Origin of the sequence: Streptococcus oralis, from assembly GCF_026782375.1 — a bacterium.
GTDB lineage: Bacteria > Bacillota > Bacilli > Lactobacillales > Streptococcaceae > Streptococcus > Streptococcus oralis_CL.
In genome coordinates, this window is sequence record NZ_JAKUWJ010000001.1 from 1,107,093 (window position 1) to 1,132,251 (window position 25,159).

At 42.5% G+C, this 25,159-nt stretch carries 10 protein-coding genes, 1 other RNA gene and 1 pseudogene; 3 read left to right on the forward strand and 9 right to left on the reverse strand.

The window, feature by feature from the left end; translation table 11 throughout:
- Positions 1-72: 72 nt before the first annotated feature.
- From rnpB to MK409_RS05495, 3 genes are all read right to left on the reverse strand, one after another.
- An RNA gene (gene rnpB, locus MK409_RS05485) (RNase P RNA component class B) lies at positions 73-454 on the reverse strand.
- Positions 455-482: 28 nt separating this feature from the next.
- Positions 483-812: a cell division regulator GpsB gene (gene gpsB / locus MK409_RS05490; RefSeq protein WP_000146521.1), complete on the reverse strand. Its 330-nt coding sequence runs from the start codon at positions 810-812 to the stop codon at positions 483-485.
- 69 nt (positions 813-881) lie between these two features.
- Complete coding sequence (locus MK409_RS05495) at positions 882-1,409, reverse strand: DUF1273 domain-containing protein (protein ID WP_268705590.1); 528 nt, start codon at positions 1,407-1,409, stop codon at positions 882-884.
- Positions 1,410-1,476: 67 nt separating this feature from the next.
- On the opposite strand from MK409_RS05495, the gene recU reads away from it, so the two are divergent.
- A complete protein-coding gene (gene recU / locus MK409_RS05500; protein ID WP_000248765.1) occupies positions 1,477-2,073 on the forward strand; it encodes a Holliday junction resolvase RecU in 597 nt (198 codons plus the stop codon).
- On the forward strand, positions 2,070-4,217 hold the full coding sequence (pbp1a, locus tag MK409_RS05505) for a penicillin-binding protein PBP1A (protein ID WP_268705591.1): 2,148 nt from the start codon (positions 2,070-2,072) through the stop codon (positions 4,215-4,217). The genes recU and pbp1a overlap by 4 nt, the downstream gene beginning before the upstream one ends.
- A 170-nt stretch (positions 4,218-4,387) precedes the next feature.
- Here the strand turns inward: pbp1a and MK409_RS05510 are convergent, their stop codons facing one another.
- From MK409_RS05510 to MK409_RS05520, 3 genes are all read right to left on the reverse strand, one after another.
- Complete coding sequence (locus tag MK409_RS05510) at positions 4,388-12,643, reverse strand: SIALI-17 repeat-containing surface protein (RefSeq protein WP_268705592.1); 8,256 nt, start codon at positions 12,641-12,643, stop codon at positions 4,388-4,390.
- A 141-nt stretch (positions 12,644-12,784) separates the two neighbouring features.
- The gene (locus MK409_RS05515) at positions 12,785-19,210 is read right to left on the reverse strand and encodes a SpGH101 family endo-alpha-N-acetylgalactosaminidase (protein ID WP_268705593.1); all 6,426 of its coding nucleotides are present in this window, start codon (positions 19,208-19,210) and stop codon (positions 12,785-12,787) included.
- A 275-nt stretch (positions 19,211-19,485) separates the two neighbouring features.
- Positions 19,486-21,468, reverse strand: a complete 1,983-nt coding sequence (locus MK409_RS05520) for a peptide ABC transporter substrate-binding protein (RefSeq protein WP_268705594.1) — start codon at positions 21,466-21,468, stop codon at positions 19,486-19,488.
- Positions 21,469-21,716: 248 nt separating this feature from the next.
- On the opposite strand from MK409_RS05520, the gene rfbD reads away from it, so the two are divergent.
- Positions 21,717-22,571 (forward strand): dTDP-4-dehydrorhamnose reductase, encoded by an 855-nt coding sequence (rfbD, locus tag MK409_RS05525; protein ID WP_268705595.1) that lies wholly within the window; start codon positions 21,717-21,719, stop codon positions 22,569-22,571.
- Between the two features lie 60 nt (positions 22,572-22,631).
- On the opposite strand, the pseudogene MK409_RS05530 reads toward rfbD, so the two are convergent.
- From MK409_RS05530 to glf, 3 genes and pseudogenes are all read right to left on the reverse strand, one after another.
- Positions 22,632-22,862, reverse strand: a pseudogene (locus tag MK409_RS05530) (dTDP-glucose 4,6-dehydratase); the annotation flags it as partial.
- 112 nt (positions 22,863-22,974) lie between these two features.
- Positions 22,975-24,027 carry a hypothetical protein gene (locus MK409_RS05535; RefSeq protein WP_061408062.1) on the reverse strand — a complete coding sequence of 351 codons (1,053 nt, stop codon included), beginning with the start codon at positions 24,025-24,027 and terminating at the stop codon, positions 22,975-22,977.
- Positions 24,028-24,054: 27 nt separating this feature from the next.
- Positions 24,055-25,158 (reverse strand): UDP-galactopyranose mutase, encoded by a 1,104-nt coding sequence (gene glf / locus MK409_RS05540; RefSeq protein ID WP_268705596.1) that lies wholly within the window; start codon positions 25,156-25,158, stop codon positions 24,055-24,057.
- Position 25,159: the final 1 nt, after the last annotated feature.

The window sequence follows — 25,159 nt, forward strand, 5'->3', positions numbered from 1 at the left end:
CAAGACCTTTCTCTTGTTCACTTTAAAAAATGAGGTTGAGAAAGATTTCTCAGCCCCAACCTATATGCAATTTTCTATAAGCCATGTTTTGTTCCAGAAGTGACTAGGACCACTTCCTTCGATAATCATCTGTCTACCGCTAACAGCATAAAGCTGCTAGCAGTCAGAGTACTACGTTCGTTTCCGTGCACTCCATGCCCCGACCAAAATTTGGGTTGCTAGCTTGAGGGGTTTACCGCGTTCCACTCTCTCTGTTTCCAGAAAGACTCCGTCACTGTGGCACTTTCAAGCCTATTCTGACCTATCCGAAGACTTAGCCATTTCGACTGCCGTAACGATTTCTCGTCCCTAGGCTTATGGATTCGCCTAGCACAAACACTACAGGCATCACAGCCTGTGCTAGCATGGACTTTCCTCATGAAAAGAGAATCTCTTCACGCGATTATCCAAAAATTGCATTTATGCACTTGATAGACACTCAATTATACATCTTCATTGTCTAAAATTTGTTTACCAAACACTTCTTTTTCAAGTCGATTCAATCGTTTCAAGATATCAAAGTTTGTCATCGAGGTAGAAGCGGTAACTTCGATAGAATCAGGCTGAGTGGGAACTGACTGTGGTTTACGAGACAATTCATCCTTCAAATCCGCTATCTCTTGACGAAGAGATTTGACCAAAGCTGCATAAGTCTCATAATCCTTAATCACATCATCAAGGAATTCATCCACTTCTGCTTTGCTATATCCACGAACTTCACGTCCGAAGTCTTGTTCAAAAATATCTTTCGCTGAAAATATAATACTTGCCATGTCTCTCTCCATTCTGGGTTACTAGTATTATTATATAAAAAAAGATAAGTAAAAATCAAGGTCAAAGCCTTACTTTTCGGAAAAATTTTCTACTATTTCATTCAAGTCCTCAAATGTTAATCGTCTTGTAACATAGTCCGCTTGATTTTTCATCATTTGGTAAAAATATCGTAACTTGGTTTCCTTTTCTTCGTCGTAAAAAAGATAACAACTATCTGTATTCTCCAGCAGAAATTTCTGATAATCACGTAGTTGCCCCTTGTGCTCATATTGTGGATAGGCATATTTGACGAAGTCAACCTGCTTAAACTCACTCAATTTGGCTTGATTTGCTTCATTCCAATTACTGCCATGGGTTTCAAAATCAAAAATGGTCGCCAATTGAAATCCATAGTCTTCTTTCATTTCTTTAGCTACTTGAAGCACCCAGTATTCAAAGCCCAGAGTCCCTGTAAAGACAAGCCAGGTCACCCCTTCCTCTGCTAGACCTTCCAAGTCTCTACCAATGGCTTTTTTGATAATGTCAACACGAATATCCTTGTCATTAAAGAGACCAAGGTCGAAGGCAGAATAGCCTAAAATCAAGGCTGTATGCATTTTTTCATCCTTTCTGTATACTTTTATGGTATAATAGAGTGATGTTATTGTACCAATAAGGAGAATTATGGTCAACTATCCACATAAAATTTCATCACAAAAAAGACAACCATCCCTTTCAAAAACTAAAAATTTCGCAAATCGGGGGATGTCCTTTGAAAAGATGATCAATGCTACGAACGACTACTACTTATCGCATGGGCTGGCTGTTATCCACAAGAAACCGACTCCCATCCAAATCGTACGTGTCGATTATCCCCAAAGAAGTCGAGCCAAGATCGTTGAAGCCTACTTCAGACAGGCCTCAACAACAGACTATTCGGGGGTTTATGATGGATACTACATCGACTTTGAAGCAAAGGAAACTAGGCAGAAACATGCGATCCCGATGAAGAATTTTCATCTCCATCAGATCCAACACATGGAACAAGTCCTTGCCCAACAAGGGATCTGCTTTGTACTCCTTCACTTTTCTTCTCAGCAAGAAACCTACTTATTGCCGGCCATTGACTTGATTCGTTTCTATCATCAAGATATGGGACAAAAGTCAATGCCACTTGGATATATTCAAGAAAATGGATATAGGATTGAGCCTGGTGCCTTTCCTCAGATTCCCTATCTCGATATTATCAAAGAACATTTACTGGGTGGTAAAACAAGATGAACAAACAAATTTTCCTGCGAATAGCTAAGTATGTCAGTATCTGTCTCTTAACTGTATTTATCGCAGCAGTTGTGCTAGGCGGAGGACTCTTCCTCTACTATGTCAGCAAGGCTCCTGCCCTATCTGAAAGTAAACTAGTCGCTACAACGTCTAGCAAGATCTATGACAAAAACGATGAACTCATTGCCGATCTTGGATCAGAACGTCGGGTAAATGCGCAAGCAAATGAAATCCCTACAGAGTTGGTTAATGCTATCGTCTCTATTGAAGACCATCGTTTCTTTAATCACCGTGGGGTTGATACTATTCGTATCCTCGGTGCCACTCTACGAAATCTTCGTGGTGGTGGTGGCCTTCAGGGGGCTTCAACCTTAACGCAGCAGTTGATCAAGTTAACCTATTTCTCTACGTCAACTTCTGACCAGACTCTTTCTCGTAAGGCTCAGGAAGCTTGGTTAGCCGTCCAGCTAGAACAAAAAGCGACTAAACAAGAGATTTTGACCTACTACATCAACAAGGTTTACATGTCAAACGGTAACTACGGAATGCAGACAGCTGCCCAAAGTTACTATGGCAAGGATCTCAAAGATCTAAGTATTCCTCAACTGGCTCTCCTTGCTGGTATGCCTCAGGCTCCAAACCAGTATGATCCGTACTCGCATCCAGAAGCCGCTCAAGAACGTCGTAATCTCGTCCTCTCTGAGATGAAGGGGCAAGGTTACATTTCAGCTGAGCAATATGAAAAAGCGATTAATACTCCGATTACAGATGGACTTCAAAGTCTAAAATCGGCTAATAGTTATCCTCCATACATGGACAACTATCTCAAAGAGGTAATCGATCAAGTCGAACAAGAAACAGGCTACAACCTCTTAACGACTGGTATGGACGTCTACACCAACGTTGATCCTAAAGTTCAACAACATCTCTGGGATATCTACAATACCGACGAGTATGTCAACTATCCAGATGATGAAATGCAAGTAGCTTCAACGATTGTGGATGTGACAAATGGGAAAGTCATTGCTCAGTTAGGTTCTCGTCACCAATCAAGCAATGTTTCCTTCGGAATCAACCAAGCTGTTGAAACCAACCGTGACTGGGGCTCTACCATGAAGCCGATCACAGACTATGCTCCTGCCTTGGAGTATGACATCTACGACTCAACTGCTTCGATTGTACATGATGTTCCTTATAACTATCCTGGGACAGATACCCCTGTTTACAACTGGGATAGAAGTTATTTTGGAAATATCACCATCCAATATGCTCTCCAACAATCACGGAACGTTACAGCTGTAGAAACCTTGAATAAAGTTGGTTTAGACAGAGCCAAAACCTTCCTAAATGGACTTGGTATTGACTATCCAGATATGCACTATGCAAATGCCATTTCAAGTAATACAGCTGAATCTAACAAAAAGTATGGAGCAAGTAGCGAAAAGATGGCTGCTGCTTACGCAGCTTTTGCTAACGGTGGTATCTACCGCAAGCCGATGTATATCAACAAAATTGTCTTCAGTGATGGCAGTTCAAAAGAATTCTCTGATCCTGGTACTCGTGCCATGAAAGAGACAACAGCCTATATGATGACGGATATGATGAAAACTGTCCTAGCATATGGAACTGGTCGAGGAGCCTACCTCCCATGGTTGCCACAAGCTGGTAAAACTGGTACATCAAACTACACAGATGATGAGATTGAAAACTACGTCAAGAACACAGGTTATGTTGCTCCTGACGAAATGTTCGTTGGCTATACTCGTAAATATTCAATGGCCGTTTGGACTGGTTACTCGAACCGCCTGACTCCTATTGTTGGTGATGGCTTCTATGTTGCTGCTAAGGTTTACCGTTCGATGATGACTTATCTATCTGAAGATGATAATCCTGGCGACTGGACTATGCCAGAAGGACTCTACAGAGGTGGAGAATTTGTCTTTAAAAAAGGTGCACGTCCTGCCTGGACTGCTCCTGCTCCTCAGCAAAGTCCAACACCTGAAAGCTCTAGCTCAACTTCAGAGAGTTCTAGTACACAAGCAAGTACAACAACTCCAAATTCGGGTACGAACGAGAACAATACACAACAACCGAATACCACTCCTGGTCAACAAAACCAGAACCCGCAACCAGCACAACCTTAAAATATGATCCACCCAAAATTGGGTGGATTTTTTCATACCATACAAACTTTCTTTTTTATTAAATTCGAAAAACCTGAGAAGAAATCTTCTCAGGTTTTTCTGTTCTATGAACCTCACTATTATTGATTTAGAGAATATACTCTTAGTCAATCTTAGAAGGTTTTATAATCCTAATCTTTCTTCGTTTTTGCTACAAAGAGAGCAGATAGGGCTAGGCTAACTCCTGCTAGGAAGAGGGCTGTGTCAGATTGACTCTCACCTGTTGCTGGCAAGCTTTGTTCAGCTGTTTCTCGGTTCGTCACTTCTTGTTTTAGATCCGGTGCCGGTGTCTTACCTTCATCTGAAGTAAGTGAGCTAAGCTTAAACTCAGGTTTCTCTACTGTTGGAGCAGCTTGGTCGCCTACTATCGATAATGGACCTGTGTATTCTGGCAATTCATGCACTAGAGCCATAACAGCATTGACACCGCCCTTGAACTCAGGTTTCTCTACTGTTGGAGCGGCTTGGTCGCCTACTGTCGATAATGGACCTGTGTATTCTGGCAATTCATGCACTAGAGCCATAACAGCATTGACACCGCCCTTGAACTCAGGTTTCTCTACTGTTGGAGCGGCTTGGTCGCCTACCGTTGCTACTGGGTCTTTGTACTCTGGAAGTTCCTGTACCAAGGCTTCAACTGCATTGACACCACCTGTGAATTCAGGAACCTCAAGAACAGGTGCTGGCTCTTCGCCCTTACTTGATTGAACCGGTTCTTCTGTTAATTCTTGATGGAAGCTTGCCAATTCATAAAACTCGGCCTTGCCACCTTCCCAGACTAATTTGACGTCTAGAAGAGAGCCACCATTTCGGATAGCGAAGGTTTGGAGACTAGATGTAATGGCACCGAGGTCTGTCCAGCTGTCTTGACCATCCTTGAGTGTTCTAGCAAGAACACGTGCTTTCGCTCCTTCAGGAAGACTAGAAACGAGACGAAGGTGGTTAGCATTGGTCGGCTCAGACAAGTGATAAACCAACTCGCCCTTGTCTTTTTCAGACTCATAGCTGGTCAAGACTTTTCCGTCTACAAGATTATTATAAAGGTTGCCTTGGCTTTCTCCACCGTTTCCTTCTACTGTTGGATCATTGATTGGTTTGACAAATTCACCATCGTTGATGACCAATTCTGTAAATCCTACAAAACGGGCATCATAATCCGCTGTATAGAGGACACGGAGATAGTTGGCTTTGACTGGTGTCGTCAATTCACCTTCGATGTAGCGATTTCCTGGCATCTTAGAATCATGTGTCCAACCATCTGTCAATGAATCATCGTGTGTGCTATTGGCCACACCATCTCCTACTGTAACGACATCAGTCCAAGTTTTACCGTCTTGGCTGACTTGGATCTTACCATCACGAAGGTAGTTTTGAGTTCCGTCTTGGATATAGGCTCTAATCTTCTTGATAGTTCGTTCGCTGCCAAGTTTCAAGGTCACATGACCATCTTTACGAGCATAGTCTGAAAACTCAACGAAGTTGTTGTAAACACCATCAAATAATTGATCTAGGTTGTTTAGTTTACGAACATCATTGCTACCATATGCTGGGTGAATTCCCATTGAAGTTGATTCCAATTTTGTTGGTTGCACTTCTTTAGTCGTCACAAGGAGAGAAGTGGCTGTAACAGCTTGTTCCTGATCTGTTTTGTTGACCAGACGCACATAACGTACTAAGTGGCTTGCTGCAGATCTGTCTGTCAACTGGCTCGCTGGCAGCCATTCTTGAGCGTTTGCAGAGTACTCAAGGCTAAGAGCTGGGTTGGCTTGGCCTTGGAGCTGGATGCTCTTGACCTGATGGATACGGTCAAGTTTCATACCTAGATAGCTATTTGCAGGAAGTTTAGTTCCAGCTGGTATTTGAAGTTCATAATGTCCCAAGCTATCCACTACCGGCGTTTCCTTCAAGGCATCGACGTTGGTGTCCGTTAACTCACTGTTTCCAGAGCGTGTCTCAACAGAGAAGTCTTGGATACGCCACCAGAGGTCGAGTGCCTTAGTATTGCGTACTCGGATATAACGAGCATTGATTGCTCTAGTCACTTCCTTGGTTTGCTCACCTGACAAGCGATCGAGTTCCTGCCAAGTAGTACCGTCTGTAGAATACTCAAGCACACCTGCTGCAAGTTTATCACCTGTTCCTTGACGAAGGCGAACTTTAGTGACTGACTTGACTTCACCGAGATCAAGTTGTGCCCAGGCATCTACTGGAGTGGTATTGCTACCATCAGCATTTGCCATCATAGCTTCTGTATTGTCCTTGCCATCAGTAATTTGACGAGCTGAGGTATTTAGTTTGTAAACTAAGTTTGAACTTAGACTAACTGTCGTTGCTTGTTGGCTACGAGCTTTTTCAACTGGACGGTTAACTGCAATTTCCTGAACTGCAAACCAGGTATTTTCACGATCTGCTGTCGCAATCATACGAACTGCCTTAGCCTTGATATTGAGATTCTCAAACTTAAGAAGGGATTCATTTCCGACATAGCTTGGCTCTTTCAAGGTTACCCAGTTGTCATTTTCATCTTGATATTGCACTTCTGCCTTACTAAAGGTATCACGTGGATTAGCCTGAGTTCCCATAGCAAAGGTCAAGGTTTGGATTGATACCGGCTTATTGAACTTCATACCGATATAATCACCTGTCTTGATGCTATTTGGTGATTTAATAATCGCATGAGTTGCCAAGTCACCATCCGTCACTTCTGCTAAACCTCCCTCTACACCTGTTCGATTGGTAATAAAGGTGCTGATGATTTGGTCTGGATGCAAGACTTTTTGAACTTCAGACGCTAGAACTTCCTTCAGGGATAGGATAAATGGACGAATATGTTGAACACCCAATTCAGCCTTTTCCATATGGTCTACATAATGGAAGGTGTGAGTTTGAGACTGTTCGTACAATTTCAAACCTTTATAGTAGCTATCCCAAAGTTTGGCTGCATCGTTTGTAGCCATGGCTTCAGTTCCTGTAAGGAAGGCATCGAGAGCATTCATTTGATCGATTGCATTATCCAACCAATAGTGGATTTGGGCAACCATTTTTTTATCGCCTGATGCTTTATAGAGTTCGGCTGCTTCTTTAATCTTGGCAAATTCTGCACGCAAGGCTGCACGTTCGGCAGTCACATCCTGACCAGCTTTGAGCTTAGTCATGAAGTCTGTTAATTTTGGAGCTAAGTCTACCGATTCTTCTAGTTTGACGACACGATTATCCATGTTTTGGTTGATCATGTGCTTACCAAGTTCGCGGAAGGCTGCTGATACCTTGCTATCTTCAAAATGACCATTTTCTACAAAGTTGAAGGCAATGTCATTGATTTTCTTAGCTTCTTCTTCTGATTTCCACTGTTTCCATGAGTATTGAGCTCCTGCAAAGAGGGCAATCTTAGATGGTTCAGACTGTTGCATTGGATTCAACATGATACCAGATAGCAAGCTTGGATCTACATTTGGATGAAGGAATTTCTCACCACCACCTAGAATCAAGTGTTGTTTAGAGTTATCTGTTACAGGCCAGTTAATCCAAAGTGAAACTGGGCGATAGGTCTTGCCACCTGCGGATAGATTGTTCTTGAGAGTTGAAAGGAAGCTTTCAGAGACTTCACCCCAAATCTTACCACCCGTCAAGGTCATAGATGTTGAACTTGGGAGATTTTCATTGAGGGATTTCAACTCATCCTCACGTCCATTACCCCAATACTGGCCAGGAACAAAGATCATTTCTTTGCGAAGACCGCTGTAAGTTCCCTGCATTTCAGTCAACCACTTGGTCATATCTTGCATCAAGCGGTTGTAGCTATTGTAGCCTCCGACTGGGCTCGGTGCATCATCTGCTAGAATACCAAACTCACGGACACCCACTTTCATCAACTGGGTAAATTTAGCCTTGATGGTTGCCAAATCTTCTTGGTAGTGCGCTTCATTGCCAAAGCGGATGCGGTTGTTCATGAATGGATGGATAGTCCAGACATAGCGAGTTTTACTTTGATTCCCGACACGAGCAAGTTCACGAATTTCAGCTAGTTTTTCTTCTGGATAGAGTTCACGCCATTTCTTGTTGTGGTATGGATCATCTTTTGGTGCAAAGAAGTATTGGTTCAATTTCAAATCGCCACCAAAACGCATGAGTTCTGCACGATCTGCGTTAGACCATGGATTTCCATAGTAACCTTCGATGAAACCACGGTTCTTGAGCTCTGCGTAATCTTCTACTGTTACATTGCGAAGGACTGGTACTTGACTTTCCTTGAGCATGTGTTTCAAGGTTGTCAAACCATAGAAGACTGCATCAGTGTCTTTTCCGACGATAGAAATCGAATTATCCTTGATGCTCAAAACATAGGCATCAATCTTGTCAAAGAGGCCTGCTGAAACGTTAGACAAGTTTTGTTCTGCTTGTGAACCTTGTCCATGCACTCCAAGATAGATATTGGTTGCGCCAGCGATTGCCGCCTTACCAGTTGTATAAGATACTTGATTGTCCTGCAAGACACTCTTCAAGCGATTGCGGGTATAGATATCGAGTTGATCGCCCATAACTAGATTGACTTGCTTACGAAGAGCCGTAACACCTTCGCCATAGGTCACTTTTTGTGGCGTTGGGAAGACCTTGTACTCTTTCTTAAGATAGTCATTGCTCTTGCTGGCAGCTGCAATGCTGTCTTCGCTAGCTGGTTTGCTTGCAGTGAATTGATCCGCCAATTCAACTGTTCCATCACCAGTTTGGTCTACTTTTGGTTTTTCAGGAGTAGATGGTGGTTGAGGCTGGCTTGGTTCAGGTGTTTCTTGTCCTTCTTTGGCAGGTTTCAATAGATGAACTTCGGCTGCACTTGCAAAACCACCAACGCCTTCCAATACTTTCAACTCAATCTTGTTGGTATCTACCGCCGCAAAGTTGACTGTTTTTTCTTGGGCGTTGTTGTCCCAGCTTCCTTCTGAAACCTTGACCATTTGGCCATCTTTTTGTGCGTAGATTTCGTAGCGCGTCACAACACCATTTCCACCACCTGGACGTGGGAGATAGGTCAAGCCATTGACTTTTTCTGCTTCTTTCAAGGTCATAGTAAGTGTGTATGGTGCAGTGTCACCAGTCCATTTAGTATGCCAGAAAGTATTTGGATCATTGTCAAAGGCCTTTTCAACAGCGCCTTCAGTCGCGTTTCCTGGAAGTTGCTGACTGCTTGCGGTTGCTGTAATCTTATCATTTGAAATCAAACGAGGATTTACAAATGGTTTGTCTGACAACTCTGCACTATGCAAGATTCCTTTGAAGCCACCGATGCTTTCAAGCGGTAGAACCAAGCTATTGTGTGCAAAACGAGGGTATTCTGGATTTGCGATACGCTCAATCTTTTCACCATCCACATAAACTTCAGTTGATTGTGGTTTGGTCACAATAGAGATTTGATAACGTTTGTTCTTCTCCAGTTTTTTCTTGAACTGGATATGGAACTGTTCAAATTGATAAGCAAGATAACCATCTTTATCAGCCAGATAGATACGGTTGTCCCCACTTGTTGAGAAGGTTTGTTCACCGTCACCAGTGACAGTCACATCAAACTTCAAGACATGACTTGGACCAACATCACCAGCCAAGCCTTCGATGCTGCTGTCTTTCTCAAAAGCCAATCCCTGCTCGCTTGTCTTCACCTTCTTGCTTGCATAGTCCTTCACTGTCTTAGGATTAATAGTAAACAAATCACTTTGATCAATCGCTCTATCAGGATTTGACTGTGGCGCATAAGGGCTCGTTGGTAGGGTACGTTCTGCAAAGGTCGCAGCTGCACGATCAGATCCCCAAGTGCGCTCCGCAGTGGTTTGCATGCTCTTGAAGAAGCGTTTAAAGATATCATAAGAGGTCAAACCTGTCTCATGAAGGTCAATATTGTCATTCCAAACTGCGTGCCCACCACCAATAATACTTGGATGAGAAGCTGGCAGAAGTGGACCTCCACCTGTTCTGAAATCATTCGGTGTCCAGCTATTGTACTGACGTTCGTAGTTTGCATAGTCCCCGTAGGCTGCTTGACTATTGCTTCCACTTGGTACACTATAGGTCGGTACATCCGTGATGTTGATAATTTTAGCTCCCTGAGCAATGGCTTCATTTGGTCGTTGCCATCCAATACTCCAGATATCAACTTCTACTCCGTTCCAATCAACCGCTGTTTTACCTCGTTTCGCACTGAGCGAGCCCCAGATACGAGGGGTATATCCTTTAGACTTGATATATTGAGTCAAGTCGTTAACATAGCGGCGATAGCTTTCTCTGCTGCCATAGTATTCATCCGTTCCGATATGAACAGTGGATACACCATGCAAAGGAGCATCTGGTCCATCTAGAAGTTTGTCATAGACGGATTTGACAAAAGCTAGCGTTTCATCGTATTTATTATCTAGGTCGAGCATGGCTACGCGCTCAACATTGTGTTTGCCAGCATAATCACTCAAACTACCTTGATACATGAGGTCTGGGCGGACTTTGACAAAGGACAAGGCGTGACCTGGTGTGTCAATTTCTGGCACTAGGTTGATATGCAAGGCCTTGGCAAGTTTGATCAGATTTTGCATTTCTTCCTTGGTATAATGCTCATCTGATGTCAATTTTTGACCATTCTTACCAACAATATCTGTCTCCACACGGAAACCAGTCTTAGCGTGTTCAAGTACATACTTGAGTTGTTCTTCTGGACTTAAATTCTTACCTGCCAAGTGTTCCTTTAGGAAGATATAGTTATCGTTGAGGTGCAACTGCAAGTCGTTCATCTTGTAGTAAGCCATGTTGAGCATGATGTCTACAAGGGTGTCATAAGGGATAAATTTACGACCTGTATCCAGCATAAAGCCACGGTGGCTGAAACTTGGGAAATCACGAATTTCGCCATTTTGTAGGTCTGTTTCTCCCATTTGAAGAAGAGTACGAGTTGCGTAGAAGGCTCCTGTGTTCGTTGCAGCTTCGATGGTAATCACATCATCTTGGATAGTGATGCCATAGCCTTCCTTGCCATAACCTTTGTTTTCAACCTTTTTAAATTCGATTCGTTTTTGAGCCTGTTTGTCACCTGTTGCAAGTTCCAATCCACGGCTTGCAAGGTCTGACTGGTAGAAGGTTGCAGCCTGATCAAATCCTGAATCTCCTGTCGCAAGAACTGTATCTGAAGTGATAGAAGATTGGCCTTCTTTCCCATACCATTGTTGAACAGCTGGTGCTACTTTTGGTTTCACACCCACACCTTCGTCCTGATGTAGGCCCTTGATGACTACTTCAAATTCCTTAGTGAAAGTATGGCTGTCTTTGATTTGCTGCACCATAACCTTAACACGTTGATCTGTTAGAGGTTTATGGATACGATTTTGAAGGTCAATTACACCTTGTTTGTTGCTTCCAATGAGACTGACTTTTCCTGGTAAAGTTGGTAGAACAAGAGACTGTCCATCTTCTGCTACTGTTAGTTCTGTTACTTGACGGATATCCGTTACCTTACTATGGTCCGGAACGTTAGAATAAGCTCGAATTTCTTGGATCCCAACATTTCTCCAGCCCATTGTGCCAGCTTGGTAATCATTGACCTCCAATTTGAGGTACTTAGCTTTGATACTTTCAGCTAGGTCTACTTTCTCGTCTAAAACTGGATCTCCAGTTTTGGTATGAGCTAGTTTCCATTGTTTTTCTCCATTAGCGCCCACGTCTTCTTGACCTGCGTAGTAGAGACTCCAAGATTTGATATTGGGGTCATTTTGCCCATTACGAAGACGACGATCCCAATCAATTTCTACATGTTTGATCAAGGTAGTCTTTGGCAGAGTTAGTTCAAAAGTTGGTTTTACTGCGTCTCTATCTGTAGCCCATCGAGTATTGTCATCTCCGTCGATAGCCTTATCCGCAGTAAAGTTGGTACCAGTCTCATGGTTGCTCGCCTGAGCAGTAGCACCTTCGAGATGGTTGACATCTTCTCTATCTTCGATTGGCTTTTCAGCTGGTTTTGGCGCGGGCGTAGCAGTTTCAGCTGGTTTATTGTCTGCCTTTGGTGTTTCAACCGGTTTCGGCGTTTCTGCTGGCTTAGGACTTGTAGGACTTGTCTCTGGTTTTGCCTCTTCACTTGATGTAGGATTGCTTCCTTCGTCAGTCGCTGGAGTTTCTTCATGACTTGATTCTGTTGCAACTTCTGCATCTGCCTTTTCAAGCGCAGCAGCTAAATCATCTGGTAACTTATCCAGTGCTTGAACATGAGTGATACTTCCCTCTGTCTCTGAAGGTGTTGCTGTTTCTGCCGCCTGAACCATATTGGCGCCAAAGATGCTAGCACCAATCATAACGGAGGCTGCACCGATTGCAAATTTTCTTATACTATAGTGACAGCGTTTCTCAAAAAAATGTCTATCCATCTTTCTCCTATTCCTTTCATCCGCATACATGAGTAAGCGGTATCATTTCTCCTTTGAAAAAAGGAGAGAACCAAGAGGTCCTCTCCGGCTGTTTGATCCTATTTGATTCTAGATCTTTTGGACTTCTAAAATCAAATCTGTTTAGTCTTCTTTTCGTTTTGTCGTAAGAACAGCAGCAGATAAAGCGATACTCACACTTGCTAAGAAGAGGGCTACTTCTGAGCTATGCTCCCCTGTGGCAGGTAGTTTTTCTTCATCTTTCGCTCCCGGAGTTTTGGTCTCGGCTACTGGACTTGGAGTGAGCGGGTACTCAGGTTTTTCAACTATTGGAGCTGCTTGATCTCCAGCAGTAGCCAATACACCTGTGTAGGCTGGCTTTTCATTTACCAAGGCCTCAACTGCATTGACTCCACCTCTATACTCTGGAACTTCATTTGCAGCTGCTAGAACTGCATTGGCTCCACCTTTGTATTCTGGTAATTCGTTTACCAAGGCTTGAACAGCATTGACTCCACCCTTGAACTCAGCTAGGTCATGAACAGCTGCTTCTGCCGCATTGACACCTCCCTTAAACTCAGGTAGGTCATGAACAGCCGCTTCTTCTCCAGCTGTTCCGTAAGGGCCTGTATATTCAGGAACTTCAAGAACTGGAGGTTGCTCTTCACCCTTGCTGCTTGTAGGAGCGTCTGGTTTAGCAACTTTATCTTGTAATTGGTTGAGATAGTCTGCGAAGAACTCGACCATTCTTTCCGTCAAGAGATGATTATCCGTCGCATATTTCATGCTGGCCTGAACTCCAGCCACTTCCTCTTGATTTTCTTTGTCTGTCAATTTCTGCGCCTTAGCTAAAGCCGCTTCATAGCCTGACAAGTCAAGAGGTGTCTCTGCTACTTGTGGACGAGTAAAGATGAGTTCCGCTGCAGATTGGTATTTATCTCCACCATCTCCGTATGTCTTGGTACCAGTAAGGACAATTTTCTTAGCCTTGATTGTCTTACCAAAGTCAATGTCTTTTGGCTTATTGTTATTTGGCCAATCTGTTACGGTAAAGGTATGTTCCTTGCCAGACTCATCTGTGACAACCAGTTTCACATCTCGCAAGTTTCCATTTGAATCGGAAGCACGTGGAACATAACGAAGTCCTGTGATTTCAGTAGGTTCTTTCAAGACCATGGTTGCAGGCTTGCCTACATCTCCACCACTCCAAGATGTATGCCATAGGCTAGATACATTGCCATCAAAGGCATTCTCTAGACCTTCACCTGGTTGGGCAGGCGCATCCAAACTTTCAAAGTCTTCTGCTACCAAGGCTGTCTTCTTCTGAACCAAAGCATTCTTCAAGGCTTCAATCTTGGCAATCTCTGCACGCGCTTCTTCAACACTGATATCATCATCGGCCTGACTGAGGTTAAAGACCGCCTCTTTCAAAGCATCCATAGACTCTTTGGTGTAGTTGGTCATGGCTACAGTTGGCAAGTAGTTCTTGAGAGCATTTTCTGTCAACATCTTACCTGTTAGGGTAATTTCTTCGATTTGAAGATTATCCATCATGAAGTCGTTGTAACCACGGAAGTTGGCATTTCCACCAGAATCACCACGAGTATTGCTTGCGTTTCCAGTTGAGTAGATACCTACCCAAGTATCGCCTGTTTCTGCACCTGTCACGAGGAAGGTTGCCTTCTTGGCTTTCTTAGAATCCGTCCAAGTATTTGGCAATTCATGCATTTCCATGTTGCTAGCTTGAGTACCACGACGACCTGACTGGAATTCTCCCTTACCGACTACAAAAGCATAGGTATTGTCTGATCCTGCTTCGTATTCAAAGGTTACACGGTAGGTCTTACCAGCTTCAAAGCGGAAGTTTTGTGGGATGGTTTGGTAAACCAAGTTACGACGGCTAACTAGTCCATTGGTCTTGAGTGACCAATTTCCATTGATAACATCATCAACTTTCTTACCGTTCCAACCACGTTGTGTATATGGATCATGCTTTTCAGACAAGTGAGTGCGGTTGTCTTCAACACCTTCGACACCGCCCACTACGAATGGGAAGATACCCTGAGCAACATTTTCAAAGTCTTGTTTGAAGGTTCCTTGACCTGTATCGTGCTTGTCTCCATACATGCTTGAATTATTTTCAAAGGTACGAATTTCATCAAAGTAAGTTGCTTCATCACCAGCTTCACGACTCAAGGTCAGAGTGACATTTGAGACGTCCGATCCAGTTGTAAAGAAGGCATACATGTTTTGGAAGTAACTTGTATTGTCAACTGTAGCATTGTCACGACGTGTATTGTGGGCGTAGGCCTTAACATAGTTGAGAGCGAGAGACTTATTGGTATAAGTAGTCACTTCTTTTTCACCGGTATTCACAGTGATACTTGCCTTGGCATTACTACGGTTATCGACACCGACATAAACGGCATACTTAGTATTTGGTTTCAAGCCAGTTAATTTCTGAGTGAGACTAACTTTTTCTTTGTTTCCTTGAATACGAAGCATATCGTTTGCCCCTTGAGACTTAACGATTTCTGCCTTAGAAGCATCGCCAGAAATAGTCCAGTGTTTCAAGGTTCCGCTGTTAAATCCTTGGTCATAGATATGCATGCCTTCGCTCCATGACATTTCAGGATTGGTTTGTTTTGAACGGTAAAGAACGTATGGTTGATTTGCGAGAAGGTCTAGGGTAATCTTACCATCTGTTACAGTTAGTTCTTTCTCTTCTGTCTTACCTTGGTCCGTTAGCTTGTAAAGGTAAACCTTGCTATTTGCCCAATCACTCGGAAGGGTCCAAGTTGTTGCACCGGCTTGCGTATTGAAGTAGTACATTTTTTCCTTATCAGTAGGAAGTTTCTTACCATTTGCATCCCAGTTCCAAGGAGTCAAGTAAGCTGAACCATCTTGGATGACACGTCCGTTGAGCGTTACTGTACGTTCGCGGTATTGCGGGCTATTGACATCATTTGACTTACGAGTCACAACAACCTTGTTACCTGCTGCATCGACTAGCTCAACCTTCATTTCTGGTGTCCATTTATAGGTGCTACCGTTGTCGGTCATAGTAACTGGTGTACCATTTTCCCATTTACTTACAGTGAAGTGTTGGAAGTACTTAGTCATGACATCATGGGCAAAGAGGTTGGTCACGTAGCCATTGTAGTCGCTTCTTCCTTGCCATCCTTCAAAGTCTTTCATGCTGTAACCACCTAGAAGTGGGTAGTCTGCAGCACCACCGTAACTTCTGTAGTCTCCAACCCAAGCATCTTTTTGGTGGTTACGGATAAAGCGTGTGATGGCACTGTTGATACCTTTGTTAGTGTAGCCACCATAGGTCAAGTCAGCTGCCCAATGATGGAAGGTAGAGTCGTACTCACCACCATGGCCCCACTCAATCGCAAAGCGCCAGCCTTGTTTGTTGATTTCTTTAGCAAGAACGTGAGTAGCCCAGGCACCGTTATCACCAGATTGGCCATTGCCCCAAACGTCCACATAGATAAAGTCGAGGCCTTCACCAAGTTTATTTTTCAAATCTTCCCAACGTGCCAAACGACCATGTGCCAAGTCATAAGCTGCATCAATGTTGATCCCTTGGTCTAGCCAGTTCCAGCCATAGCTATAGCTTCCATCTGGATTCTTACGAAGAATATTTTCATTGAAGTATTTAGATTCAGGATAAGTTTCAGAAGCGTTCACGTGGATACCAAGATAGGCACCATACTTCTTAGCTTTCTCAATCAAGGTCTTAAAGTCTTTAGCTCCACCAATACGTTGCCCGATGTCTGCGTAGTTCAAGTGACCAGAGTCATGTCCCTCACTACCATATCCTTTAAGGAGAACACCCTGTCCAAGACCATCTGTATGGAGATTGATTTTCTTGATACCATCTAGAGTCATGAGGAATGGGTTTTGTGCTTGAGAACCAAAGTTCATCGCGATACGATAAGCTGTGATATCCTTGACTTTTTCCCAACCTTGAGGGTTGTTCATAATGCTACGATAAGCAATGGCACCATCTTGCCAATCTACTTTCTTGTCTGCGTTGGCATCTTCAGTGATAACAACCTTAGCACTTGGAAGTTCCTTGGTGTATTCTGGGAAGACAATGCCCTTATAAGCTTTTTCCCATTGCCATTCAGAGCTATGAATTCCTACATAGTTGGCATTTCCGACTGTTTCTTTATAGGCTGTCAAACGAGTCCAGTCATTCGAACCACCACCATAGCTGTTTTGAGAGTTGCTCCAAACACCTGCAGCAAGCTTATCTGTAGAAACAAATCCATACATGTAACCCTTAGCCAAGTCCTTCATTGGATTGGTTACATCGATATGATCATCCCCGCTGACATGGGTATTGTTTGACATGGTTGCCCCATCAAACTTAGCACCAGCTTGATCACTCGAAACAGAGACTAAAGCATTGCCAAGGAAACTAATCGTAGAAAGCAGTTTTCGTTCATCATCAATCTTTTGACCTGGAGTAACTTGATTGTGGTTGACAATCTTAGTCACATCAAAGTGCAACTGGTTATCTACAACTTGCATACGGACCGTCATTTCTGCATTGATGAAGTTAGCATCATCACGAAGTTTCATCACGTACTCTGCTGTTGTCTCATTGATTTTTTTGTAAGTAACTTCGGGTGTCACTTCGTGTTTGTTGATAAAGACTCTATTGAATTGTTGAACTTGCCCTGGTAAAGTATGGCCATTCAAAGTGTATTCTTTCACACGAGGAAAGGCTTGGTCAATCACTGCCTTGAGGACCTTAGACTGGATCGTATCATAAGTCACCTTGCTATCGTCAACAACCGGACCTGTTTCTTTCTGGGCAGGAGTATCATCCGCTTTTACGCCTTCTTGATTGTCTGTTTTAACGCTGACAACTGTGCGGTCATTGCCATAAGTTCCTGCTTTGAGAAGGATCTTCTTCTCATTTTTAAGATTATCATTGACCGCCCCTGGCAAGGTCACTGTATCAAAGAGATTGACATCGTTATTGCTGGCATTCAGCTGGCCATCTGACTTAAGAGTGATTGATAGACGGTTTACAGAACCTGTTTCTGGTGCTGCTACACGGTTGCCTTTATACCAAGTGCTATTTCCTGGAGTTTTGTATTCCCAGAACCAACCACCTGAGTCGTATCCTACAAAAACATTGTTATTGGTATCTTTAAATTTCAAGAAGACACCAAAGCGTGATTTGCCTTTTTCCGAATCTTCTTTGAAGGTTAGAGCAACAGTCGCATTTCCATTAGCGTCAACTGTCAATCCTTGTTTTTCAAACAAGGCTGGTTTATCGCCATTGTCGTTCTGTGCAGTTGATGACAATTGATTGTAACGAACACCTTTTTCTTCGCGAATAGTGACGGTTCCTTGTTGCTCTTTATTCGCTACTGTTTGCCATTCAGGAGTTACTGTCTTAGGTGTTTCAGGTTTCGCAGCTGCAGGTTTGTCCTCTTTTGGTTTTTCTTCAGCCGGTTTTTCTTTCTCTTCCAAGTCTGCTGGTTTCACACTTGAAATCCCTTGCATGTGGTCTTGGATCCATTTTAGTTGAGCTGGTGAGAAAAGAATGCCTCCACTCCGTTTTCCAACTACACCATTTTGGTGAACACCGACTAGTTTTCCTTCTGTATCAAAGATACCACCGCCGCTAGCACCCGGTTTCCCTCCTTGGTACCCAATTCCTTGAACGCCTTCTCCATATGGTTCTGCAAAATCAACTGTAGTATTGACAATCGGATTCAATTTTCCTTCTGGATAACCAAAGACATGGAGTTTATCTCCGATTTTCTTAACAACTGGCTTTTTAGTCACTTCTACTGGAGTGTTTTCAAGAACCGTACGTAATCTCACAAGCGCCAAATCGTTCTTGAAGCCTTTTAGATAGCCCTCACGATCCCAGTGGATGACGTCTTTCTTGCCAAACTTAACATCCGGCATACCTGGGTAGGAAATGCCATAAATATCTCCATCCCCTTGGTCATTGTCCACAACCTTACGGATATTTCCATCTTGGCTGTCCTTGATAAAGTTATGGGAAACAGTCAAAACAAGGTCTTTCCCAATAACAATACCGCTACCTTCGCCAGATGGCGTCTTGATTTTAACAGTTGCTCCGTAGTTTAATTCCCCGTTAGTCGTTTTAGCTACATCTTCTGGAACAAGTTTTCCAGTATCTTGCGCCAATTGATCCTTGTCAACTTCGCGTCCATTGTCTTCAGCTTTCTCCAACTTATCTTCTAGTTCTTTTGGAAGATTGCTTGGTTTTTCTGACTTTTCCTTTTCTTGAGCTAACAATTCCTCTTCAGTCTTAGGTCCGTCAGTTATTTCATCAGAACCAGGATTCTGAGCAGCAGCTTCCTGATCAAAATCTCGCCCCTCATCACTAGCCTTCTTATCCAAATCAGCTAGTTCACTCGGCAAATTATCTGTTGAACCAACTCTTGCTTGATCAGCTAATACTGGGCTAGCTGCGAAGAAAGTCGCTCCAATCATCACTGAAGCTACTCCAAGCGTAAACTTACGAATACTGAACTTACAGCGTTTTTCAAAAAATCGTTTATCCATGAACTCCTAAATCCTTTCATTTTCCAGTAAGCGTTTACATTTCTTTTTTAAAAAATACTCCTTCCTCCGAAAGTGCAATGCTTAAGCGTAATAAAAAAATAATTGTACTTTTAATATAACAAATAATGAGAAAGAAAGCAATAGGGAAAAACTAAAAATGAAGAATTTTTTCTCTATTCTGAAAAATTCTGTTTCTCATCTTACAGATTATTATAGCAAAGATAAAAAAGGACCTAACCATCATCTCAATGGCTAAATCCTTTATTTTTAAAAAATTATTTCACATGGTTTGCGAGATCTTCTTGAGCCTTTTTATTTGACTCTTCTTTTTCTTTCAACCATTTTTCTTGAGCTTTTTGGTATTCTTCTGCTGTTACTGCTTTATCTTGTACATCTAGGTATTTATACAAGAGGGCTTCGCTCATACCCTTGTTACCAGAGTATGCAAACGGAAGTGTAAATGGTACCATCTTAGACAACATTGGACGACCAGTTTGAGAAGTTGTTGGGATGAGCAAGGCGCTGTCGGTCAACCAAGCTTGGGCAGCAGCATATTTTTCATAACGTTTTGAAACGTCATTCACTTCTTCACCAGCTTCAACAACCATTTTTTCGTAGTCTTCCAAACCAACTTGCTTCGCTGCAGCGTTGTTTGTTCCAGAGTCAAATCCTAGGTAAGTCTTTGTATTTTCCCCTACAGATGGCTTGATGATATCAAGGTAAGTAGATGGGTCTGCAAAGTCTGGAGACCATCCCACGTTATCTGAGATATCCCAGTCTTCTCCAGCTGCAGTTTCAGCAAAGTAAGTGATATTCAAGACATCATCTTTTTGAAGTTGTTGGATATCGACAACGACGTTCTCTGCCCCTAGAGTAGCTTCAAGCGATTGTTTGAAGGATTGAACACGTTGAACTTTTGTTGTATTGGTTTGGTCTACAGGCATATCCAAGTGAATTGGGAATTGCACACCTTCAGCTTGAAGAGCTGCCTTAGCTTTGGCAAACTCTGCTTTGGCCTTATCTGGGTTGTAGAGTCCATCTTGAGCATCGGCCAAGTTCACATTGGTCCACTCGTCACCATAAGTCACCAATTTCTCTTTGACCATTTCGCCAAAGTTCTTTCCATCTGCCTGCACGAATGCTGGCGGTACAAACAAGTTACGAAGCAGCTTAGTAGCACCACTTGCACCATTGACTTGAGAAGCATAGGCTGTTCTATCAAAACCAAAGGCAAGGGCTTGACGGAAGTCTTTGTTTAGAAGAGCTTTCTTGGTAGAAGTTTTTTGTTCATCAGTTGTTTTAGATGAGTATTGATAAGACTGACGATTGATATTGATACCAACTAAGAAAGTTGATGAGTCTTGTTGTGTATAAACAATATTGTCTTTATATTCTTTTTCAGTCTCTGGGTAGCTAGCGCTTGTTGGGAAGAGACGCGCCATTGTAAAGCTGCCATCTTTGAAGGCTTCAGTTGGTTTGTTGGTGTCTTGACCATCCCAGTAGGACAATTTCACTTTATCGAGATGAACATTGTCCTTATCCCAATAGTTTGGATTTTTTTCAAACTCAACAGAAGATTTGGCTACGATAGATTTAAGCAAGAATGGTCCATTGTATAGGATACTACTTGGATCTGTTCCTTTAGCAAAATCATCCCCTTTAGAGTTTAAGAACTCTTCATTAACTGGAGCCATTACCCCCATCGTTGTCTTAGAATTCCAGAAGCTTTCTGGCTTGTTCAAGGTGTACTGAACAGTGTGGTCATCAAGAGCCTTAATACCTACTTCAGCGAAATCTTTGATTTCTCCTTTCACATAGGCATCCAATCCTTTGATTGATTCCTGAACAAGGTAAAGACCATCTGATTTTTTATCAGCAGCATATTTTAGACCAGTTACAAAGTCTTGCGCTTTAACCGTTGCGTATTCTTCTCCTTCAGAAGTATACCATTTTGCATCCTTCCGAATGGTATAAGTATAGGTCAATCCATCCTTGGATACTGACCAATCCTCGGCCATTGACGGTACAAAGTTACCATAGCGGTCATTTTCTAGCAAACCATCAACAACGTTACTGGTAATATTTGCAGTAGCCGCCTTACCAGTTGTCAAATAGTTGAGGTTATCAGGGTCTGTTTCATAGATATATGAGAAGGTTTTCTCAGATTTTGCACTCGATCCTGATCCAGAGCAAGCAGCTAGAGTCGCAGCCGCCAATAAGGTTACACCCGCAAGGGCAAATATTTTTGAACTTTTCATTTATTTCTCCTTTAAAACTTTCTCTCCATTATAGACTCTTTTTAGAGAGATGTCAACGGAATTTTCTGAATTTTTTACTTAATTTGGTAAATTCTGATAAAATGGTTTTCTATTAAAAAATTTACCTCACATTCATATTTCCTAACACGATATTTTTCTGGCACAAATCCTTAAAATAAGACCGGATAACAGATTTTTTAGCACCTTTTTACTATGATTAGGATAGAAGAAAAGTGAAGGAGAAGACAATGATATTAATTACAGGTGCAAATGGTCAACTCGGTACCGAACTACGTTATTTACTAGATGAGCGAAATGTGGACTATGTTGCAGTGGATGTGGCCGAAATGGATATCACTAAGTCTGAAATGGTTGAAAAAGTCTTTGCTGAGGTCAAGCCAACTCTGGTCTATCATTGTGCAGCCTACACTGCTGTTGATGCTGCAGAAGACGAGGGGAAAGAACTGGATTTTGCCATCAACGTAACTGGAACTGAAAATGTAGCCCAGGTCTCTGAGAAATACGGAGCTACTCTGGTCTATATCTCGACAGACTACGTCTTTGATGGGAAGAAACCCATCGGACAAGAGTGGGAAGTCGATGACCTACCTGATCCGCAAACAGAGTACGGGCGTACCAAGCGAATGGGTGAAGAACTCGTTGAAAATCTTACATCACAACATTATATCATCCGTACTGCTTGGGTCTTTGGAAATTATGGCAAAAACTTTGTCTTTACCATGCAAAATCTTGCCAAAACCCATAAAACTCTCACTGTAGTTAACGACCAACACGGTCGCCCAACCTGGACACGTACCTTGGCTGAGTTCATGACCTACTTGACTGAAAATCAAAAAGAATTTGGCTACTATCACTTATCAAATGACTGCACTGAAGACACCACTTGGTATGACTTCGCTGTCGAGATTCTTAAAGACAGTGATGTTGAAGTGATTCCAGTAGACTCCAGCAAGTTTCCTGCAAAGGCCAAACGTCCCCTCAACTCAACCATGAGTTTGGTCAAAGCGAAGGCGACAGGTTTCGTCATTCCAACCTGGCAAGATGCCCTTAAAGAGTTTTATAAACAAGAAGTAAGAAAATAAAAGATTACGACATACATAAAAAGCAAGAGACCTTGAGGCCTCTTGCTTTTTAGTGTCTGATTATTTAATCACTTGTTGCGTTTTAGCATAGTTAGCCTCTACCGCTTCTTTTTCAGATTTCCACCAGTCTTGGTTGTCTGTGTACCACTTGATGGTCTCTTTGAGACCTGCTTCAAAGTTGGTAAACTCGGGTTTCCATCCTAGTTCATCACGAAGTTTTCTGGCATCGATGGCATAGCGAAGGTCGTGACCAGCTCGATCTGTAACGTGGTCATAAGCATCAGCTGTTTTGACGCAGCCCGAGTAAGTGGTACAGGCGCATTCCCGAACCACCTGAAAGAATAATACCTTTCATAATGATGTAATCTTTCTAACGAACTGATTAATAAGTAGCTTCAAATTCTTACTTCAATTTAGAAATGGCCGATTTCAGATATTCTCCACTTCGAATCGCTGCTCCTACTTGTCTGGCATTAGCCGACAGTTCCATGTAATCTTTATCTGTCAAATCGTCTAGTGCCTTTTGGAGGTCATGTAGAGAATCAACCGCTATACCACACTGCTTATCTAGCACAAAATGCGCAAGGGCAGACTCTTTCCAAACCACTAGAGGAAAGCCCGAAGCCAAATAAAGAGAAGCCTTGTGGGAGTTGTTAATACGTAGGTAATTTCCGAAAGAACCTTGGCAAGTTTCTGAACTATCACCATCCCACACCAAACCAAAACTACCTTGAAGAGCATTTGGGAGGTCATCTGGCATAAAGGAACCAAAGTAGGTCGTGTTTTTCAATGCACGACTTTCATCGTACCCCATTCCATAGAGATTATAGGCTGGCTGTTCAGGCAAATTATAAAGATAGCCTGATTTTGTTGGAATTAGATTTCCGGCTATGATAATCGCTTCTTCTTTTTGGGGAACACTTTTTTCCTCAAAGTTCGGAATCAGATAGTCAAAAATCTCCAAGCTAACCATTTTATCTGATGGTATGCCTTGAATTGTCAAGGCATTTTTCATGATATCATTATGAACGATAATGCCATCCACTGATGTAAGAGCTGCCTTCTCTTGGAAGTAATTTCTCACTTTATGACGAAGTTTCACTGCTGAATTTCCTACATGACGCAAGGTTTCAATATCATGGATCACAAGATAGAATTTGACTCCTCTATTTTGCGCCTGCTTAATGAGTTGTGAGATGAAAAATGTATGGTGGATAATCGGGAACTGAATCAGCAATTCATCCCCAGCTCCCAACTGATCAAAGACAGACTTGAGCGCACGATATTTGTGTTGCTGAGCTTCAAAGAAATTCATCTTATACCAATTCTCAACCTTGAGTTCCAACCCTTTATAACCCTCTGAGACTAGAATAGCTTCCACGTCATTTCGTGCCTTATTTCCTGCATTCTTTTCATATTCATTACTCAGAAATGAATCCTTCAGATAATATTTCACCTTTTCTCCCCTTTATCCGTGATGTTCTTAGATACTCCCTAGTTCTTCTTCTACCACATCCAATGCACGTTCAACAGTCACGTGCATATCATAGTATTTATAATCTGCCAAGCGCCCACAGAAGATAACCTTGTCATTTTTGGCTGCTTCTTCTTGATACTTAGCAAACATGGCATTGTTTCTCTCATCATTGATTGGATAATATGGCTCATCTCCACGTTTCCAATCAGCTGGATACTCACGAGTGATAACCGTCTTTGGTTGAGTACCATACTCGAAATGCTTGTGCTCGATGATACGAGTATAAGGAATCTCACGTTCTGTATAGTTGACCACAGCATTTCCTTGATAGTTTTCTTGGTCCAGAATCTCATGTTCAAAACGAAGGCTACGGTATTCTAACTCCCCGTGTTTGTAGTCAAAGTACTGGTCAATCATCCCTGTAAAGACAACTTTTTCAGCTGATGCTTCTAGCTCTTCACGATTGGCAAAGAAATCAACACCAAGCTCTACTTCTACATCGCCAAGCATGTTTTCAATGATGACGTTATAGCCACCGATTGGAATACCTTGGTAACGGTCGTTAAAGTAGTTGTTATCAAAGGTCAAACGCACTGGGAGGCGCTTGATGATAAATGGAGGAAGGTCTGTTGCAGAACGTCCCCATTGTTTTTCAGTATAGCCCTTGATCAACTTTTCATAGATATCTGGACCAATCAACTTGATGGCTTGTTCTTCCAAGTTCTTGGGCTCAACATCTTTCATATCAGCTGTTTGCTGGGCAATCTTGTTCTTGACTTCTTGTGGTGTCTTAGTTCCCCACATAGCGTAGAAGGTATTCATATTGAAAGGAAGATTGTAAAGACTCCCCTTGTAGTTAGCCACTGGCGAGTTGATATAGTTATTAAACTCAGCGAATTGGTTAACATAGTCCCATACTTTTTTATTGGAAGTATGAAAAATGTGGGCACCATACTTGTGGACATTGATACCCTCAACATTTTCACAGTAGATATTTCCACCGATGTGATCACGCTTGTCAATCACTTTAACTTTTTTACCGCGTTTTGTAGCTTCGTGTGCGAAGATTGCTCCAGACAAACCAGCACCAACGATAAGATAATCGTACATA

Bases quoted from the DNA above. Each gene is read 5' to 3' on its own strand.
- gpsB (WP_000146521.1), bottom strand. From the start codon at position 812: ATGGCAAGTATTATATTTTCAGCGAAAGATATTTTTGAACAAGACTTC.
- MK409_RS05495 (WP_268705590.1), bottom strand. From the start codon at position 1,409: ATGCATACAGCCTTGATTTTAGGCTATTCTGCCTTCGACCTTGGTCTC.
- recU (WP_000248765.1), top strand. From the start codon at position 1,477: ATGGTCAACTATCCACATAAAATTTCATCACAAAAAAGACAACCATCC.
- pbp1a (WP_268705591.1), top strand. From the start codon at position 2,070: ATGAACAAACAAATTTTCCTGCGAATAGCTAAGTATGTCAGTATCTGT.
- MK409_RS05510 (WP_268705592.1), bottom strand. From the start codon at position 12,643: ATGGATAGACATTTTTTTGAGAAACGCTGTCACTATAGTATAAGAAAA.
- MK409_RS05515 (WP_268705593.1), bottom strand. From the start codon at position 19,210: ATGGATAAACGATTTTTTGAAAAACGCTGTAAGTTCAGTATTCGTAAG.
- MK409_RS05520 (WP_268705594.1), bottom strand. From the start codon at position 21,468: ATGAAAAGTTCAAAAATATTTGCCCTTGCGGGTGTAACCTTATTGGCG.
- rfbD (WP_268705595.1), top strand. From the start codon at position 21,717: ATGATATTAATTACAGGTGCAAATGGTCAACTCGGTACCGAACTACGT.
- glf (WP_268705596.1), bottom strand. From the start codon at position 25,158: ATGTACGATTATCTTATCGTTGGTGCTGGTTTGTCTGGAGCAATCTTC.